Below are 2,871 nucleotides of genomic sequence, written 5' to 3'. Positions count from 1 at the left end.
CTGCGCGCGCTGGGCGCCGGCGTCGAGGTGGTGGCCTGCGACGCCGCCGACCGGGAGGCGCTCGCCGAGGCGCTGCACGGCCGGACGGTCACGGGCGTGGTGCACGCGGCCGGTGTGCTGGACGACGGCGTCGTGAGTGCGCTGACGCCCGAGCGCCTGTCGGCCGTCCTGCGCCCCAAGGTGGACGCGGCGTGGAACCTCCACGAGCTGACCGAGGACCAGGACCTCAAGGCCTTCGTCCTCTTCTCCTCCATCTCCGGTGTCCTGGGCAGCGCAGGCCAGGGCAGCTACGCGGCGGCGAACGTCTACCTCGACGCGCTGGCGCACTGGCGCCGCCGGCAGGGCCTGGCCGCCCAGTCGCTGGGCTGGGGCGCGTGGGTGCCGACGGCCGGCATGACGGGGACGCTCTCCGAGGCCGACCTGCACCGCATCCGCTCCTCCGGCGTCCCGCCCCTGGCCGAGGAGGACGGTCTCGCGCTGCTCGACGCCGCCATGGCCGTCGACGAGCCGTACCTGGTCGCGACCGGCCGCATGGCCGCCGGGGCCCGCCCGCGCGGCGAGGTGCCCACGATGTTCCGCGCCCTCCTGCCCGCCGGGCGTCGTACCGCCGTGAGCAGCACGGGCACGGGCGCCGCGCTCGCGGCCCGTCTCGTCGAGCTGCGCGAGGGCGACCGGCCGCGTCACCTCGTCGACCTCGTCCGTGCGGAGGCCGCCGGCGTCCTGGGCCATGCCTCGGGCCGAGCGGTGGACCCCGGACGGGAGTTCCGGGACCTCGGCTTCGACTCCCTCACCGCGATCGAGCTGCGCAACCGCCTCGCCGACGTCACCGGGCTGCGGCTCCCGGCGACCATGGTCTTCGACTACCCGACCCCGCACACCCTCGCCGCGTACCTCCTCGGGGAACTCCTCGACGAGGAGGACGACGTGGCGGCCCCGGCGGCCGCCACCACCGCCGATGCCGGCGAGCCGATCGCGATCGTCGGCATGGCCTGCCGCCTGCCCGGCGGAGTGCGGACCCCCGAGGACCTCTGGCGGCTCCTGAGCGAGGGCCGCGACGGCATCACCGACTTCCCGACCGACCGCGGCTGGGACCTCGACGCGCTCTTCGGCACCGGCCACGGGGTGAGCGCCACCCGTCAAGGCGGCTTCCTCGCGGGCCTCGGGGACTTCGACGCGGGCTTCTTCGGCATCTCGCCGCGCGAGGCCCTCGCGATGGACCCGCAGCAGCGGCTCCTGCTGGAGACGTCCTGGGAGGCCTTCGAGCGGGCGGGCATCGACCCGACCGCGCTGCGCGGCAGCCGGACGGGCGTCTTCGTCGGCACGACGGGCCAGGACTACGCCTCGCTGGTGATGAACTCCCGGGAGGAGGTGGAGGGTCACGCGAGCACCGGGCTGGCCAACAGCGTGATCTCGGGCCGGGTGTCCTACTGCTTCGGTCTGGAGGGCCCGGCGCTCACGATCGACACCGCCTGCTCCTCCTCGCTGGTCGCGATGCACCTGGCCGCGCAGTCCCTCAACAGTGGCGAGTGCACGCTGGCCCTGACCGGTGGCGTGACCGTCCTGTCCACGCCGATGAGCTTCCTCGGCTTCACCCGCCAGGGCGGGCTCGCTCCGGACGGGCGCTGCAAGGCGTTCGCGGACGGCGCGGACGGCACGGGGTGGTCGGAGGGCGCCGGCGTGCTGGTGCTGGAACGGCTCTCGGACGCTCGCCGCAACGGGCACCCGGTGCTGGCCGTCGTGCGCGGCAGCGCCGTCAACCAGGACGGTGCGTCCAACGGGCTCACTGCTCCCAACGGCCCGTCCCAGCAGCGGGTGATCCGTCAGGCGCTGGCCAACGCCGGGCTGTCGGCCGCCGAGGTCGACGCGGTCGAGGCGCACGGCACGGGGACCACGCTGGGCGACCCGATCGAGGCGCAGGCGCTGCTCGCGACCTACGGGCAGGACCGCGAACTCCCGCTGTTCCTCGGCTCGGTGAAGTCCAACCTCGGGCACACCCAGGCGGCGGCCGGGGTCGCGGGCGTGATCAAGATCGTGGAGGCCATGCGGGCCGGCGTACTGCCGAAGACGCTGTACGTCGACGCGCCGTCCTCGCACGTCGATTGGTCGGCGGGCGCGGTGGCGCTCCTGACGGAGGCCCGCGAGTGGCCCGAGGCCGGGCGCCCGCGCCGGGCCGGGGTCTCGTCGTTCGGGATCAGCGGGACGAACGCCCACGTGATCGTCGAGCAGGCGCCGGTGGTGGATCAGGCCGAGGAAGCGGCCGTGGCTCCGGGCGTCGTGCCGTGGGTGGTCTCGGGAGCGTCGGAGGCCGCGCTGGAGGCGCAACTGGCCGGGCTCGCCGAGCCGGAGGGTTCGCCGGTGGACGTCGGGCTGTCACTGGCCGGGCGGTCGCGGTTCGCGCACCGGGCGGTGCTGCTGGACGGCACCGAGGTGGCGCGTGGCGCGGCGGGGGAGCGCGGGATCGCGCTGCTGTTCTCCGGGCAGGGGTCGCAGCGGCTGGGGACGGGGCGGGAGCTGTATGCCCGGTTCCCGGTGTTCGAGGAGGCCTTCGACGCGGTGTGTGCGGCGATGGACGTGCCCTTGCGCGATGTGCTCTGGGGCTCGGACGAGGAGCTGATCAACCGGACCTCCTACGCCCAGGCGGGGTTGTTCGCGGTCGAGGTGGCGCTGTACCGGCTGCTGGAATCGCTGGGTGTGGAGCCGGAGTTCGTGGCCGGGCACTCGATCGGTGAGATCGCTGCGGCGCATGTGGCCGGGGTGTTCTCGCTGGCGGACGCGTGCACGCTGGTGAGTGCTCGTGGCCGGCTGATGCAGGCGCTGCCGTCGGGTGGCGCGATGCTGGCGGTGCAGGCGGCGGAGGAGGAAGTCCTGCCG

General features: G+C 74.6%; 1 protein-coding gene. It reads left to right on the top strand.

Annotated features, from left to right (window positions below; translation table 11 throughout):
* A partial coding sequence (locus ACGF12_RS38205) for a type I polyketide synthase (protein WP_393041155.1) occupies window positions 1-2,871 on the top strand: 2,871 nt, incomplete at both ends.

The sequence above is a fragment of the Kitasatospora sp. NPDC048296 genome (assembly GCF_043201815.1).
In the GTDB taxonomy this organism is placed as follows: Bacteria; Actinomycetota; Actinomycetes; order Streptomycetales; family Streptomycetaceae; genus Kitasatospora.
Note: the sequence above shows the minus strand (reverse complement) of the source record. Positions and strands in the feature narration are given on the sequence as shown.